Origin of the sequence: Ruegeria sp. SCP10, from assembly GCF_040329495.1 — a bacterium.
Classification (GTDB): domain Bacteria; phylum Pseudomonadota; class Alphaproteobacteria; order Rhodobacterales; family Rhodobacteraceae; genus Ruegeria.
On sequence record NZ_JBDZYF010000001.1, the window covers coordinates 720,108 to 734,564 of the forward strand.

Genomic DNA, 14,457 nt, shown 5'->3' on the forward strand with positions numbered 1-14,457 from the left:
AACCTGCCGCTGAATGGCCTTTCCCTTTGCGTATAAACTCATATCTTGCGCGGGACACGCGCGAACTCAAAGGCAGGCCATTCATGACCACCGACCCTCTTGTCGTCTTCACCCCATCCGGCAAACGCGGGCATTTCCCGGTTGGCACGCCAATTCTGACTGCCGCTCGACAGTTGGGCGTGGATCTGGATTCGGTCTGCGGCGGGCGCGGTATCTGTTCGAAATGCCAGATCATACCCAGCTATGGTGAGTTTCCCAAACATGGCGTCACCGTCAGCAATGGCGCGCTGAGCGAATGGAACGCGGTTGAGCAGCGTTATGACGACAAGCGGGGGCTAAAGCCGGGGCGCCGTCTGGGTTGCCAAGCCACCGTACAGGGCGATGTGGTGATCGACGTGCCCCCCGAAAGCCAGGTGCACCGTCAAGTGGTGCGTAAAGCCGCCACCGCGCGCGCGATCACCATGGACCCGGCGACACGCCTGTATTTCGTTTCCGTGGAAGAACCCGACATGCATTCGCCGACCGGTGATCTGGAACGGCTGGAACGTGCCCTGCGCGAGCAATGGAAGATCGACGCTATTACCGCCGACCTGTCCCTGATGTCCAAGCTGCAACCCGTTCTGCGCAAAGGGAAATGGGAGGTCACGGTCGCCGTTCACAAGGGCCACAAAGACACTGTCGCGCGGGTTGTCGAAATCTGGCCCGGCCTGCACGAAGGCGGGCTCTATGGTCTGGCCATCGACCTTGGCTCTACCACCATCGCGGCCCATTTGACCGATCTGGATACGGGCGAGGTCAAAGCCTCTTCCGGCCTGATGAACCCGCAGATCCGCTTTGGCGAAGACCTCATGAGCCGCGTCTCCTATGCCATGATGAACCCCGGCGGCGATCAGGAAATGACCAAGGCCGTACGCGAGGCGATCAATGATCTGACCACCTCAATCGCTGAGGAAGCCGGGATTGACGCCGCCCTGATCGTGGAAACGGTGTTTGTCTGTAACCCGGTCATGCACCACTTGCTGCTGGGCCTTGATCCGGTCGAGCTGGGGCAAGCCCCATTTGCGCTAGCCACATCCGAGTCGATGTCCCTGCCCGCGCGCGAGATGGACCTGACCAACATGAACCCCCGCGCGCAGGTCTATATCCTGCCCTGTATCGCAGGGCATGTGGGTGCGGACTGCGCCGCTGTGGCCTTGTCGGAAGAGCCCGGCAAATCCGAAGATCTGGTGCTGATCGTCGATGTGGGCACCAATGCAGAAATCCTGCTGGGCAATACCAGCCGCGTTCTGGCTTGTTCATCGCCCACCGGGCCGGCCTTTGAAGGCGCACAGATCAGTTCGGGCCAGCGTGCCGCCCCCGGCGCCATTGAACGGATCGAGATCGACCCGGTGACCAAAGAACCCCGCTTCCGTGTCATCGGGTCCGAGAAATGGTCGGATGAGGATGGGTTTGACGTCGATATCGCCACCACCGGCATCACTGGCATCTGCGGATCGGGCATTATCGAAGCGGTCGCCGAAATGCGTATCGCGGGCCTGCTGGATGAAAGTGGACTGATCGGCTCGGCCGAACAAACCGGCACACCGCGCAGCGTGCCCGAGGGGCGCACCCATTCCTACCTGATCCACGATGCCAGCGCCGAAGGTGGCCCACGCATCACCGTGACACAAGGCGATATCCGCGCCATCCAACTGGCTAAATCCGCGCTTTATGCAGGCGCGCGGTTGTTGATGGATGAGATGGAGGTTGATCGCGTGGATCGCGTTGTCCTCGCAGGTGCGTTCGGTGCACATATCTCAACCAAACACGCGATGGTCCTGGGCATGATCCCGGATGCCCCGCTGGACAAAGTGTCCAGCGCCGGGAACGCAGCAGGTACAGGTGCCCGGATAGCGCTGTGCAACATCGGTGCACGGGCCGAAATCGAGCGCGTGGTTCGTGAAATCACCAAGGTCGAAACCGCCATCGAACCGAAGTTCCAGGATCATTTCGTTGCCGCCAACGCGATCCCGCACAAGACGGATCCGTTCCCCGAACTGGCCCGGGTCGTCACACTACCCGCGCCCTCGTTCAATACAGGCGGTGGCGATTCCGACGTTGGTGGAGGTCGGCGCCGTCGCCGCAGGGGATAACTGGATAAGCGTAGGACCTAGTTTTCCGGATATGAACACGGAAATCTGGAGCGGGTAGCGGGAATCGAACCCGCGCGTTCAGCTTGGGAAGCTGACAGGCTACCATTACATCATACCCGCCGCGCAGATGTGGATAGCACCCCCTTTGACCGAGGTTCAAGGGGGATCATGTCGGGCCAGGATCTACTTAGTCAGGTCCTGCGCCAGCATCAGCGCATTGTTGTCTGGATCGAAAAAGGTTGCCGTGCTGACCATGCCTTCGATGGTCTCGGTTTCGCCATCAAACCGCACGCCAGCGGATTCCAGCGCCTTGCGGGCCTCTAATATATTGGCCACGCCAAATACGGGCACGCAGTTGCCGGGATTGGGCTCTGCCTGCTCTCCCAAGCCCAGAGTCACGCCCTTGGTGTTGGTCTGCACCTCGCTCCAGCCCGCTTCGTCCATATGGTAGATTAGAGAGAAACCCAGGTTTTCCTGATACCACGTCGCGCTTGCGTGGCGGTCTCGTACGGACAGGGCAAGTGTGATCGTGTCATCAAGAGAAACGCGTGCCATTTGCTTTACCTTTTTCTATAATACTAGTAACTATACTTTATGGACATTACGACACTTGTCAACCTGACATCACGGGCCTGGTCACTCAGTATTCTGGCGCTGTTGGATGCGGGTACGCCGGGACGCCAGGCCCCGTTGCTGGCAGCGACCAACGCAAGCCGGACGTCCTTTCGTGCCAGCCTTGACCACCTGATCGCGCTGCGTCTTCTGGAAAGAAATCCCGGTCATGGCCATCCTTTGCGGCCCGAGTTCCGGCTGACACCAAAGGGTGTTGAGGCCGCGCAGATGGCCAGCAAGATTATCAAAGCCGTTCCTGATGAAAGTGAATTTGCCCTGCTACGTAAAAGCTGGTCGGTCCCGGTTTTGGCGTTGACCAACTCGCCTCAGCGATTTTCAACCATGAAAACGGCTCTGACGACGATCACTGACAGGGCGTTGTCCGAGTCGTTGCACAGGCTCGAAGATCATCAACTTATTCAAAGGGATATCAACCTCTCTGAACGCACACCCTACCCGACTTATTGCGCGATCAATACTGGTTTGGCAGTAAACAAGGCCATCGGCTTGGGTATCTGAGGCCGTCCGTTGGTCTGACCGTTCTGAGAATGACGACAAAAAAAGCCGGGCAAGTGCCCGGCCTGTGATCAAGTTGCGTTCAGCTTAGGCGCGGCGGCGGCGACCGCCTCCGCGACGTCCTCGCCCTTCGCCCTCGGCTCCGGGTGCCTCGGGGGCTTTGTTGAACCTGATCCACTCACCACCATGGGGGTCGTTGTTGGTGAGCAAATTGGCGGCGCGGATGGCCTCCATTTCTTTACCGGCGCGCGGCAGGGTCGAGCCCAGACCAAACATCTGCACGAAGGTTTCATCATCCATGCCGTCGGGCAATATGATGCCAGCAGCGGCTACGGCCTCTTTCTTCTCGGAAATCTTCTTTTGCGTCACCGGCAGAGCCACCGGATTCATGATCGCCGAGGTCATTCCAGCACCCATCGCCATTGGCAGGAAGGCATTGTTGATGCCGTGACGGTTCGGCAGGCCGAACGAGACATTGGACGCACCGCACGTCGTATTCACGCCAAGCTCCTCGCGCAGACGACGGACCAGAGCGAACACCTGCTGGCCCGCAGTTGCCATCGCGCCGATGGGCATCACCAGCGGGTCCACCACGATGTCATGGGAGGGAATGCCGTAATCAGCAGCACGCTCAACAATCGTTTTTGCAACAGCAAAACGCACATCCGGGTCTTCGGAAATACCGGTATCGTCGTTCGAGATGGCAACGACCGGAACGTTGTACTTCTTGACCAGCGGCAAAACCAATTCCAGACGTTCTTCCTCACCCGTGACCGAGTTCAGGAGTGGCCGGCCTTCAGCGGCCTCCAGTCCGGCCTCCAACGCGCCGGGAACCGAACTGTCAACGCAGAGCGGTACGTCTACCAGACCCTGCACCAGTTCAACGATCTTGCGCATCAGCGGCGGTTCGGTCTCGTTCGGGTTGGGGTTCGAGTTGTAGACAACGCCCGCGTTGATATCCAGAACGGTCGCGCCTGCCGCGACCTGTGCCAGCGCGTCTTTTTCGACGGTCGAGAAATCGCCCGCTTCCAGTTCAGCCGCCAGTTTCTTGCGACCTGTCGGGTTGATCCGCTCGCCGATCACGCAGAACGGTTCGTCAAAGCCCAGAACGGCAGTTTTTGTTTTTGATTCTACGACTGTACGGGTCATGTCCGTTCCTTAGGAATTTGCGGGCTTTGCCGAAGCGCCGCCGTTATTGATTGCCCAGTTGGCGTTTGTCTTGATCCCGCCCAGCGGGAAGAAGTGGACGTTGGTGATGTTGAAATCGGGGTTGGCCGCCTTGTGGTTGGCGAGCTCGGTGATCACATCGGTCGGCTCATACGGCAGCAACAGCTTGGAGACATCCATCGCGCGCTTCTGCAGGACCTTCAATGACGGACCAACGCCACAAGCGATGGCGAACTTGATCAGGGTTTGCAGCTTGGCCGGACCTGCGATGCCGATGTGGACGGGAATGTCGATCCCGGCCTCTTTCAGGCTGTCCGCCCAGGCGATGATCGGTTTGGCGTCAAAGGCAAACTGGGTAGCCAGGGCCATTTCCGCGTCGGTGGTTTCCGAGAATTTCTGTTTCCAACGCAGCGCATCATCGACATTCTTGGTCGAACCGTCCGGGTCGATGTCCTTGTTGCCCTCGGGATGGCCAGCCACATGGAGGCGTTTGAAGCCTGCCTTGTCGAACAGGCCACTTTCCAGCAACTGCATCGAGCTTTCGAAACCACCATGTGGCTTGGCAACGCCACCAGCCAGCAAAAGCGCCTGCTCAACGCCCGCTTCGCCCTGATACATCGAGATCCAGTTTTCCAGCGTTGCCGCGTCCTTGATGATACGCGCCGGGAAGTGCGGCATCACAGGATAGCCTTCATCCGCAATGCGCTTGGCGGTCTTGACCATATCCTCGATGGGCGTGCCTTCGATATGGGCGATGTAGACGCGGGTGCCTTCGGGCAACAACGCGCGGAAATCTTCAACCTTTTCGGCAGTGCGGGGCATCACCTCGATCGAATAGCCCTGCAGAAAGGCTTCGACGGTCGGATTAACCGGCCCGTTTTCGACCGCATCACGTTTCTTGAAGTTCAGCAAAGCCATTGCGGCCTCCCATAGCTGTCTCGGGCTCATGCCCAACCGTCATTGGCGATCAGCGCTTTGATGCGGTCCTGATCGTATTCCGTTTCCAGACGCACGGCCTGTGCCTCGGCAATCTCGGACGGGTTGCCCTCAACCGCAAAAGGCGCGGCTTTGCGCCATTCGGCCAAGTAGGCATCACTGTCCTTGGCGTTCACCTTCATGGCGGCCCGGTCGATGGCTTGCTCGAACCGTTCTTCCAATTGCCGCTTGGCGCCGCGACGACCTTTGCCGACGATGACCTGAGCGGGAATGTCGCGCCAGTAAACGATGGTGACGTCAGGCATTGCTGTGATTCCTCCTAACCCGATGGGGCGGTTCTAAACATCTATATGGGCCTGGGTCGGTCGGTTTTCGACACAAGTGGTATTTCAAGCGACTTTTTGGCCTACGGTTGTGTACTGGCGCTTGTAGCTGAGTTCGTGGCCAATCCGCATATCAAAATTCTCATTGTCACTATGAAACTACTGCATGAAACAGAAAAACCCCGGACGCATTCAAGCGTCCGGGGCGGGTCTTCAACGGTCAGCGATATTAGCCGACCAGGCCACCGTCGTCACGGGTCACCGCGATGATGGCAGAGCGTGGAACCGCGTCGCCGCCTTCGGGCCAGTGGCTGTTCCCATCTTCGCCCGGATGCTGGATGCCCACGAACATGGTGCGGCGATCAGGCGACCAGCTGAGGCCAGTGACCTCACACTCGTTAGGACCTACCAAGAAACGGCGGATTTCGCCGGTGACCGGGTCGCCTGCCAACATCTGGTTGTTACCTTGCCCTTCGAAATCGCCTTCGTTGCCATAGTTGCCGTCGGTCTGGATCCACAGCAGACCGTTGCTGTCGAATTTCAACCCGTCGGGCGAGTTGAACATGTTCTCGGCATTGACGTTGTCCGAGCCACCATAGGCGTCCTGATGCACATTCGGGTTACCGGCCAGCACATACAGATCCCAGGCAAAGCCCGAGGCGGTGTGGTCGCCACCCTCGGGACGCCAACGCACGATCTGGCCGTAATTGTTCGCTTCGCGCGGGTTCGGACCGTTGACCGAGGTGTCGTCGCCACCGGCATTCGGCTTGACGCCCCGGTTCTTGTTGTTGGTCAGACAGCAATAGACCTCGGCCACGTTCGGATTGGCGGCAACCCATTCCGGGCGGTCCATCGTTGTTCCACCCACGGCAGATGCGCCCTGACGGGTGTGGATGCTGACCTCGGCCTGCGAAGCCAAACCAGTTGTCTCGGGCGTCAGGTCTAGCCACTCACCGGTGCCGTCATCGTTGAATTTGGCAACAGACAGGGTTCCGTTTTCCAGCAGAGCGTTGGTATCGACACCAGCGGCATACACACCGTCCGAGACAAAGCGGTACAGGAACTCACCACGCTCATCATCGCCCATATAGACAACAACGCGACCGTCATTGTTCACAACCGATTCCGCGTTTTCGTGCTTGAACCGGCCCAGTGCAGTCAGCTTGCGCGGGGTCGAATTTGGATCAGTCGGGTCGATCTCAACCACATAGCCTGCGCGGTTTGGCTCATTGGGGTCTTTTGCCACGTCAAACCGGTCGTCAATCTTGGCCCAACCATAGCCCCAGTCGCTGGCTGATACGCCATAGCGCTTGAGTTCAGGGCTGACCTCGTGGTTCTCGTCAGCTGCCGAGAAATACCCGTTGAAGTTCTCTTCACAGGCCAGGTAGGTGCCCCAAGGGGTTTTTCCGTTGCCGCAGTTGTTCCAGGTGCCTTTACAGGCGGTTCCTGACGGATCGGCTGCCGTTTTCATCAGATCGTGACCTGCCGCCGGGCCGGTTATGGTCATGTCTGTCTGCGGCGTGATGCGGCGGTTGTAGGGGCTGTCTTTGACGATGCCCCATGTGCCATCGGTATTGGCGATTTCAACCACAGTCACACCATGGGCCATCATGCCCTTGGCCACATCATCATCCGAAGCCGCCTTGGCATCCGGATTGTTGCCCCACAGGATATCGCGGTTGGTGTATTCGTTGTTCACAACCAGCAGAACATGACCGTCATGGAAGAACACGTCCTGTCCATCGGTATTGTCGCCAAAAGCGCGTTCCTGACTGGCAGCGGTGCCACGGGTCGCGTGATCAAACTCGGGTGCATCGGACCACAGCGGGTCGCCCCAACGCACCATGACCTCGGCCTTGTAGCCAGGAGGTACAATTACGTCGTCTGCAGTCGATACAGGAATTGCCTCGAACGAGAACCGGTCCGCCGCCGCACGTGCGCCCGAAGGAATCAGCGCACCGCCGACGGCCGTGAAGCTGCCCATTGCAAGAACGCCGCCCAGGAATCCGCGACGTGACAAGGCGCGTTCGACCACACGATCAAATTCGCATTCTTCAGGACGTGGGTTTACGACCTCATCATATTCATCGAATGAAAGGGTGCGTTCGTCTTTCATGGCAATCTCCGTATCTGGCTGAAAGCTGGTAGAGAATCCCGAACCGGGGATCCCGCGTGGGGATCGCATTCCAGTATGAACGCTGTGTGACACTCACGTTAAATTCAAAATTGAAATCACTTGCGCGTCGGCGATCCCCCGCCTAGGGTCAAACTAACTCGAAAATCGGAGGGCGTGACGAATGGCGCCCAAGCGTCCCAAAGGTGCGGGCGCGTTCCCGAAGGCGGTCGAAAGCCCCGCGCCGGCAAGACCCGATCCAGATGCGCTCTATGCGGCGCTGGATCTGGGGACAAATAGTTGCCGCATGTTGATCGCCCAGCCCAAGGGCAGCGGGTTCCATGTGGTCGATAGTTTCTCCAAATCCGTGCAATTGGGCGCGGGTTTGGAACGGACCGGGCGACTGTCTCGGGCCTCGATGTCGCGCACGGTTCAGGCCCTGCGCATCTGCCAGCAAAAGCTGAAACGCAACAAGGTCAAACGGATGCGTTTGGTCGCGACCGAAGCGTGCCGCCGCGCCAAGAACGCGCGCGACTTCATCCGTCAGGTGAAGCGCGAAACCGGCCTGACGCTAGAGATCATCCAGCCCGAGGAAGAGGCACGTCTGGCCGTTATCTCCTGTGCGCCGCTGGTGTCGACCAAGACCGAACAATTGCTGGTCGTTGATATCGGCGGCGGTTCAACCGAACTGGTTTGGATCGACATATCTTCGATACCCCGCCGCGATCGCCCGGCCGCGATCATGCGGCTTCACAATGGCTTTCACACAGCTGACAGCCCCTTCCCCGCCGCCAAGGTAGTGGATTGGATCAGTGTGCCCCTTGGCGTCGCGACACTGCGCGATCAATTCCACGATGTCGAAGATGATGCCGCCCGATTTGCCCTCATGAGCTGGTTTTTCGAAGAAAATCTGGCCGATTTCGCCCCCTATAAAGACGAACAAACCCGTGAAGGATTCCAGATCGTCGGCACCAGCGGCACGGTCACGACTGTTGCGGCTTCGCATCTGGGTCTCAAGCGCTATGACCGAACCAAAGTGGACGGTCTGCGCATGACCAGCGATCAGATTGACAAAGTCATCCGCGGGTATTTAGAACTCGGCCCTCACGGGCGCCGCCGCGACCCCCGGATTGGGGATGACCGGCAGGCCCTGATCATGTCCGGCTCGGCCATTTTGCAGGCCCTTTTGCGTTGCTGGCCCACCGATCGCCTTTCCGTGGCGGACCGGGGGCTGCGTGAAGGACTGCTTTATGCTCAGATGAGTGCGGACGGCGTATTGGAAGACGGACCGTTCTGATGGCGAAGACACCGAGTGGAAAGAACACCTCAGGCCGTGGGCAACGCGACCTGAAGGTCAAGGTGAAGACGGCGCGTGGGCGTAAGCTAAGCTCAACGCGTTGGCTCGAGCGGCAGCTGAACGATCCCTATGTGAAACGCGCAAATGCCGAAGGGTATCGCGGGCGTGCGGCGTTCAAGATATTGGAACTGGACGAGAAATTCCGTTTCCTAGTACCCGGTGCGCGCGTTGTGGATCTAGGCTGCGCCCCTGGTGGCTGGCTGCAAGTCGCCGTGAAACGCGTCAATGCGCTGGGCGAGAAAAGCGGCAAGCGCATTGGAACCGTTCTGGGCGTTGATCTTCAGGAGGTCGAACCGGTTGCTGGTGCGACGGCTCATGTACTCGATTTCATGGAAGATGACGCTGACCAAAAGGTCAAAGACTGGCTGGGCGGTAAGGCGGATGTGGTGATGTCGGACATGGCTGCCGCGTCATCGGGCCACAAACAGACCGACCATTTGCGAATTATGGCTTTGTGTGAGACCGCCGCTTACTTCGCCTTTGACGTGTTGGAAGAAGGCGGCACGTTCATCGCCAAGGTTCTGGCCGGAGGCGCCGAGGGTGATTTGCAAAAGCTGTTGAAACAGAAATTCGAAAAGGTCGCCAACGTCAAACCACCCGCATCCCGGTCGGACAGTTCCGAGAAATTCGTTGTGGCGACAGGGTTTCGCGGCTGAAGTTAATCTCTTTCATTAACTGCACTGCAAGCGGGTGCTCGTAAAAAGACAAGGTGGCACGTTCGTCGCGAAAGTTCTGGCAGGAGCAGCCGAGGGCGATTTGCAGAAGCTGCTGAAACAGAAGTTCGAGTATGTCGCCAACGTCAAACCACCCGCATCCCGGTCGGGCGGTTCCGAGAAATTCGTTGTAACAGAAGTATTTCGTGGCTGAAGTTAATCTTCTGTCGTCAACTGCACTGCAAGCGGATGCTCCTTAAAAGACGCTGCAGCAAGGTTCTGCATCTCAATAACCTCTGAATGGTTCAAATATACTGGCCTACGATCCCGCAACTGCGCGATACGCTGCTCCAATGACCCCTTCACTTCCCCTGCACAGGGCTGTTTTTGCATCGTTTCTGACATGTGCCACCTGCAAACAAACCTGAGGCTGATGCCCCTAAGGCTGTCTACATGTGAATTTTGCCGGGATCATGGCCCAATACTGGCAAGCACGTGCCGATCCACCTGCGCTTAGACCTGCGCGCCTGAATCGTCTTTTGAAAGATCAATCAGCGCGCTGTTGTATTCGGCCCCCAAGATCACAATCGCAGCGCAAAGATAAAGGAAGATCAGCGCAGCCATTGCCCCGGCCAAACCCGCATAAGTGGCGCTGTAACTGGCGAATTGACCGATATAGATCGAAAAACCCCATCCCCCGCTCCCCAACAAGGCAAGTGTCAGAACCACGCCCGGCAGGATCTGTATCAGACTGTGACGCCGCGTGGGTAGAACAAGATGCGCCATCAGAATAGTCACAACAGGCACTGCCACCGCAAAGGTCCACCGCAGGCGGTCCGCGGACAACCAAGTTGCGATATCCACGTCTGTGCGCTCGGAAACCAGCGCCGTGTAGACGGGCAGACCCACCTCGACCGCGGCGACGATCAGGATGGCTGCACCACCCAGAATGACCAAAGCGATACACAGCAAACGCGTTTTCCAGAAGGGCCAGCTGTCATGGTCGTGGTAGGCGTGATTCATCGCTGTCCGCACCGCTGCAACCCCGTTTGAGGCAAAGTAGACGGCCAGCAAACCGCCCAGCGTGATTACCCCGGATCCGGCCCCATCAAGCACCGCCCGCAGCTCGGCCACGATGGGTCCGGCCACGTCCTGTGGCCATGCGCCGAAGATCAGATCGACCAGTTCATCCGTCACATAGCCCTGCGACAGCGCCCCTGCCAGCGCGACGGTGAACAGCACAAAGGGAAACAGCGCCATCATCATCGACATGGCGACATGACTGCTCATGACAAAGCCGTTCTTGGCATTGAACCGCCGCACCGCCAGAAACAGCGCCTTGACCGGACGGGCAGAGAACAGAATCGAAGCACCAGACATGGTGCAACCCTAGCCCGCCGACGGCCAACGTAGAAGCCACCCGATCACAAATCTGGAATTATAAACAGCTGACAGCATTGCATAAACCTATCGGGCTGTGCAGGATCGGGGCACGCATGCGCCCTGCCCCAAGTCAGGTTCTTTATGACATCCGATCCAAACACCCCCACAACGCGCCGCCGCCTCAGCCTGTCTGCGGTGCGCGACAGCTGCATTGTTGCAGCTTTGGTGGTGCTGGGGCTTTATGCGGGTGCGACCTTTCTGATCCCATTGACGCTTGCCCTGCTTGTTAATGTTCTGATCATCGCCCTGAGCGACCGAGTCATCGCCCTGACCCGTTCGCCGGTTTGGCTGGCAAACTTGGCCGGAGTGACAGTAGTGTTGGCCGGTTTGTTTACCATAATGTACATATTGGGCAGCCAGGCGACCCAATTCGCACGCGGCATCACCACCTATGAAGCCCAGTTCGACAGCGCAATTAACCGTATCGCCGGGTTGGTGGGCAGTGATGTGACCACGTTTATCCGGGACAACCTTGTCAGCATCGACATGTCCTATCTGGCGCGGCTGTTGCTGGGCAGCGCCACATCGCTGCTGAATCAGTTCTTCCTGATCAGCCTCTATGTCTCGTTTCTGATGGTCGAACGCCTGGCCTTTCGCAAAAAGATCCAGCTAGCTGCAGGAAGCCCGGAAACCGGGAAAGAGCTGTCGGCAATGCTGGATGCAATATCATTCAGCCTACAGCGCTATGTCGGCGTCAAAACCCTGATCAGCCTGATCACGGCGGGTATCAGCTATAGTATCTTCCGCATGCTTGGCCTGGAATATGCCGAGACATGGGCAGTTCTGACCTTTGCCTTGAATTTCATCCCTTCGATTGGGTCGATCATTGCCGTGGTGTTCCCGGCCATGATCGCGCTGGTGCAGTTCGAAACTATCGGACCGTTCCTGGTGGTGGTTCTGGGCTGCGGCACGATCCAGTTCCTGATCGGCAACTTCCTGGATCCTGCGATGCTGGGCCGATCGCTAAACATGTCCACATTCCTAGTCATACTGGCGCTGACTTTCTGGACGACGGTCTGGGGTTTGATCGGAGCCTTTCTGAGTGTGCCCCTTACGGTCTGCATCCTGATCGTTTTCAGCCATATCCCTGCGCTGCGCCCAGTCGCGATCTTGATGTCTTTGGATGGGCGATTAGGGGACGACCCTAAATGAAGAAGAAGAACGCAGTATCGTTCGCCTATCGCCTCTAAAGCAAACAGACGGAGCCCGACAAACAAATGTGGACAGTGTTGGTATCTGCAGCCGTATTTGCGCTTTATGTCACAGCAGCTATCTTCTCACTCAGGGCAGCGCAGACGGCCAGAACACCGCAGGGTGCGGTTGGTTGGGTGGTCTTTTTGATCGCCGCGCCGTTCTTTGCCGTACCGATGTATCTGTTTCTGGGTCACCACCGTTTTCACGGCTATCGTGTCGCCCGCCAGGAAAGTGAGCGTGTGGTCGAAGGCATCAAATCCTTTGCCGATCACTCCAAACCCGATCCCGATAAGATGTCGATCAATCCACGACCGTTCGAATTTCTGGCCCATCTTCCCGTTTCGCGCGGCAACGGGGCAGAGTTGCTGATTGATGGCAACGCCACATTCGATGCGATTTTCGAGGCTATTGATGCGGCAAAGAACTACATCCTGATCCAATTCTACATAGTGCGCGCCGATGAACTGGGTTTGAAGCTGCAGGAACGACTCATTGCGGCCTCAGATCGGGGTGTGCACGTGCGGTTCATGACCGACGCGGTGGGCAGCTATGGCTTGTCGTCCGACTTTCTTGAAACGATGCAGAACGCAGGCATTGATGTCGCAGACCCGAAGGAACAGCGCGGCCCAAACTTTCGCTTTCAGTTGAACTACCGCAACCATCGGAAAACCGTGGTGATCGACGGAGAGACCGGCTTTATCGGCGGGCACAATGTTGGCATTGAATATCTGGGTCAGGGCGAAAAGTTCGGCCACTGGCGCGATACCCATGTAAAGATCACCGGCCATATCGTTCGCCAGCTACAGTTGATTTTCACCGAAGATTGGCACTGGGCTCGCGGTGAGGACCTTATCGATGATCTGGACTGGGCTGGCAGCGAATCTGATCAGGATATGAACGCGCTTCTGGTTGCAACTGGGCCCGGCGATGATACCGAAACCGGCGCCATGATGTTCTTTTCGGCCATCGCCGAGGCAAAGGAGCGTTTCTGGATCGCCTCACCTTACTTCGTGCCCGATATCGACGTCATGACCGCGCTACAACATGCGGCGATGCGCGGCGTGGATGTGCGTATCCTTGTGCCCGAGGTGATCGATCACCGCCTGCCCTGGCTGGCTGCCTTTGCCTATTTTGATGAGGTTCGAAACTGCGGTGCGCGGGTGTTTCGATACACCGATGGGTTCATGCATCAAAAGGTGTTTGTGGTCGATGATACGCTGGCTGCGATCGGGACAACAAATCTGGACAACCGATCATTCCGGCTGAATTTTGAAGCAATGGCACTGTTTTTCAACGCCGAGGCGGCGCAGGCAGTTGAACGGATGCTTCTGGCCGATTTCGATAAGAGCTATGAGCTGACGCGATCCTTGTTCCAGCAACCGGCCTATATTCGGTTTGGTGCACCCCTGGCCCGTTTGTTTGCGCCTATTCTTTAGGGGATTGGCCTAAGGAAAAGAGCCGTTCCTGAAACACTCGGGTCATCAGCGCAACCATATAGGCCGTTGAAAGTCCGAAGGCCAAAAGTCCGGTCACAGAGGCAAAAGACCCAAAAATCCGAAGTGCCTCACCCAAAACGATATCGCCATAACCCAGCGTGGTGAACGTCACCAACGAGAAATACAGCGCCGTATTCCAATCCGGCAGCACCTCAAGCAAGACCCAAACGATCGCCCATATCCAAACCTGAATTGTGTGTGTCAAAACGATAAACGCCAGCGCCACGGCAATCGGGGCTGCAGTGGCCAGAAACAGCCCGTATTTGGACCATTTCCTTTCCATCCTCATCACGAAGATCGTGCACCAGGTTAGAAAAAAGATCTCGACCACAAAGCAGAGCCCCAGAAAGGCACTGCCCCAAATAATCTGGTGCAGCAAGCTCATGTTTTTCCACCCTGTTCCGCGATGATCCCGTGAGTATTAGAATGGCCTCTGCGGCGGAAAGGTACAAGGCCAGCAAGCCCTTGATATACCTGCGGCGAAACGCATCGGAGGGCGTTCGGCACTGGACATG

The 14,457-nt window shown here is 57.7% G+C and carries 14 protein-coding genes and 1 tRNA gene; 7 read left to right on the top strand and 8 right to left on the bottom strand.

Annotated features, from left to right (window positions below; all coding sequences use genetic code 11):
* Positions 1–83 precede the first annotated feature (83 nt).
* Positions 84–2,132 carry an ASKHA domain-containing protein gene (locus tag ABLN87_RS03675; protein WP_353007689.1) on the top strand — a complete coding sequence of 683 codons (2,049 nt, stop codon included), beginning with the start codon at positions 84–86 and terminating at the stop codon, positions 2,130–2,132.
* Between the two features lie 46 nt (positions 2,133–2,178).
* Here ABLN87_RS03675 and ABLN87_RS03680 read toward each other — a convergent pair.
* Together ABLN87_RS03680 and ABLN87_RS03685 are read right to left on the bottom strand one after the other, a co-directional pair.
* Positions 2,179–2,252 (bottom strand) — tRNA-Gly (locus ABLN87_RS03680).
* 63 nt (positions 2,253–2,315) lie between these two features.
* Positions 2,316–2,687, bottom strand: coding sequence for a VOC family protein (locus tag ABLN87_RS03685; RefSeq protein ID WP_353007690.1), 372 nt, complete (start codon positions 2,685–2,687; stop codon positions 2,316–2,318).
* A gap of 39 nt (positions 2,688–2,726) precedes the next feature.
* On the opposite strand from ABLN87_RS03685, the gene ABLN87_RS03690 reads away from it, so the two are divergent.
* On the top strand, positions 2,727–3,263 hold the full coding sequence (locus ABLN87_RS03690; RefSeq protein ID WP_353007691.1) for a winged helix-turn-helix transcriptional regulator: 537 nt from the start codon (positions 2,727–2,729) through the stop codon (positions 3,261–3,263).
* A gap of 84 nt (positions 3,264–3,347) precedes the next feature.
* On the opposite strand, the gene ABLN87_RS03695 is transcribed toward ABLN87_RS03690, so the two are convergent.
* The 4 genes from ABLN87_RS03695 to ABLN87_RS03710 all read right to left on the bottom strand — a co-directional run bounded on the left by ABLN87_RS03695 (position 3,348) and on the right by ABLN87_RS03710 (position 7,802).
* The gene (locus ABLN87_RS03695; RefSeq protein ID WP_353007693.1) at positions 3,348–4,409 is read right to left on the bottom strand and encodes a methyltetrahydrofolate cobalamin methyltransferase; all 1,062 of its coding nucleotides are present in this window, start codon (positions 4,407–4,409) and stop codon (positions 3,348–3,350) included.
* Between the two features lie 9 nt (positions 4,410–4,418).
* Positions 4,419–5,345: a methylenetetrahydrofolate reductase gene (locus ABLN87_RS03700; protein ID WP_353007694.1), complete on the bottom strand. Its 927-nt coding sequence runs from the start codon at positions 5,343–5,345 to the stop codon at positions 4,419–4,421.
* A gap of 26 nt (positions 5,346–5,371) precedes the next feature.
* Positions 5,372–5,668: a virulence factor gene (locus tag ABLN87_RS03705; RefSeq protein ID WP_353007695.1), complete on the bottom strand. Its 297-nt coding sequence runs from the start codon at positions 5,666–5,668 to the stop codon at positions 5,372–5,374.
* A 247-nt stretch (positions 5,669–5,915) separates the two neighbouring features.
* A complete protein-coding gene (locus tag ABLN87_RS03710; protein ID WP_353007696.1) occupies positions 5,916–7,802 on the bottom strand; it encodes a PhoX family protein in 1,887 nt (628 codons plus the stop codon).
* A 181-nt stretch (positions 7,803–7,983) separates the two neighbouring features.
* Between ABLN87_RS03710 and ABLN87_RS03715 the strand changes: the two genes are divergently transcribed.
* Genes ABLN87_RS03715 through ABLN87_RS03725 form a run of 3 tightly spaced genes read left to right on the top strand, consistent with a single transcriptional unit; the run spans position 7,984 to position 10,023 of the window.
* Positions 7,984–9,096, top strand: coding sequence for a Ppx/GppA phosphatase family protein (locus ABLN87_RS03715; RefSeq protein WP_353007697.1), 1,113 nt, complete (start codon positions 7,984–7,986; stop codon positions 9,094–9,096).
* The gene (locus ABLN87_RS03720) at positions 9,096–9,812 is read left to right on the top strand and encodes an RlmE family RNA methyltransferase (RefSeq protein ID WP_353007698.1); all 717 of its coding nucleotides are present in this window, start codon (positions 9,096–9,098) and stop codon (positions 9,810–9,812) included. Before ABLN87_RS03715 ends, ABLN87_RS03720 begins: the two co-directional genes overlap by 1 nt.
* A 34-nt stretch (positions 9,813–9,846) precedes the next feature.
* A complete protein-coding gene (locus ABLN87_RS03725; protein WP_417750374.1) occupies positions 9,847–10,023 on the top strand; it encodes an SAM-dependent methyltransferase in 177 nt (58 codons plus the stop codon).
* A 299-nt stretch (positions 10,024–10,322) separates the two neighbouring features.
* Here the strand turns inward: ABLN87_RS03725 and ABLN87_RS03730 are convergent, their stop codons facing one another.
* Positions 10,323–11,189 carry a YihY/virulence factor BrkB family protein gene (locus ABLN87_RS03730; RefSeq protein ID WP_353007699.1) on the bottom strand — a complete coding sequence of 289 codons (867 nt, stop codon included), beginning with the start codon at positions 11,187–11,189 and terminating at the stop codon, positions 10,323–10,325.
* 144 nt (positions 11,190–11,333) lie between these two features.
* Here ABLN87_RS03730 and ABLN87_RS03735 point away from each other — a divergent pair, with 144 nt between their 5' ends.
* Positions 11,334–12,404 carry an AI-2E family transporter gene (locus tag ABLN87_RS03735; protein ID WP_353007701.1) on the top strand — a complete coding sequence of 357 codons (1,071 nt, stop codon included), beginning with the start codon at positions 11,334–11,336 and terminating at the stop codon, positions 12,402–12,404.
* Positions 12,405–12,469: 65 nt separating this feature from the next.
* Positions 12,470–13,882, top strand: a complete 1,413-nt coding sequence (gene cls, locus ABLN87_RS03740) for a cardiolipin synthase (RefSeq protein ID WP_353007702.1) — start codon at positions 12,470–12,472, stop codon at positions 13,880–13,882.
* Here the strand turns inward: cls and ABLN87_RS03745 are convergent.
* Positions 13,872–14,327 (bottom strand): potassium channel family protein, encoded by a 456-nt coding sequence (locus tag ABLN87_RS03745; RefSeq protein WP_353007704.1) that lies wholly within the window; start codon positions 14,325–14,327, stop codon positions 13,872–13,874. The genes cls and ABLN87_RS03745 overlap by 11 nt on opposite strands.
* Positions 14,328–14,457: the final 130 nt, after the last annotated feature.